Source organism: Hungatella sp. SL.1.14 (assembly GCF_024460495.1).
Taxonomy (GTDB): domain Bacteria; phylum Bacillota; class Clostridia; order Lachnospirales; family Lachnospiraceae; genus Hungatella; species Hungatella hathewayi.
Map to the genome: position 1 here is coordinate 1 of NZ_JANFYJ010000544.1, position 287 is coordinate 287.

General features: G+C 52.3%; 1 protein-coding gene. It reads right to left on the bottom strand.

Annotation, left to right across the window (positions count from 1 at the left end):
• Positions 1 to 218: hypothetical protein (locus NE473_RS32230; protein WP_256265731.1), on the bottom strand; the 218-nt coding region annotated here is incomplete at its 3' end.
• Between the last annotated feature and the right edge of the window lie 69 nt (positions 219 to 287).

Here is a 287-nt window from a genome sequence, read left to right on the forward strand (position 1 = left end):
TGTGCTCTGTTTAAAATTTCATAGGCCTGAGCCCCCCGGTCTGCAGCAGCGACCCGCATGCCGGTTTCAAAGCACACTGCTATGTTTTTTTCAGTTGGAATCTCTGAAAGCTCCAGCGTCAGAATTTTGCTTGCCTCATCATAGGACAGGGCCGCATCCGTCCGCGATCCTCCGATTATCACTGCCGGAACGGCAAAACCTGAATCTGCAAATTCCACATTGCGGAAATTCAGCTTCCAAGAACGCCGTTGTGGAATTGCGCTCCGATTTCCTTCGGCGCCGCTGAC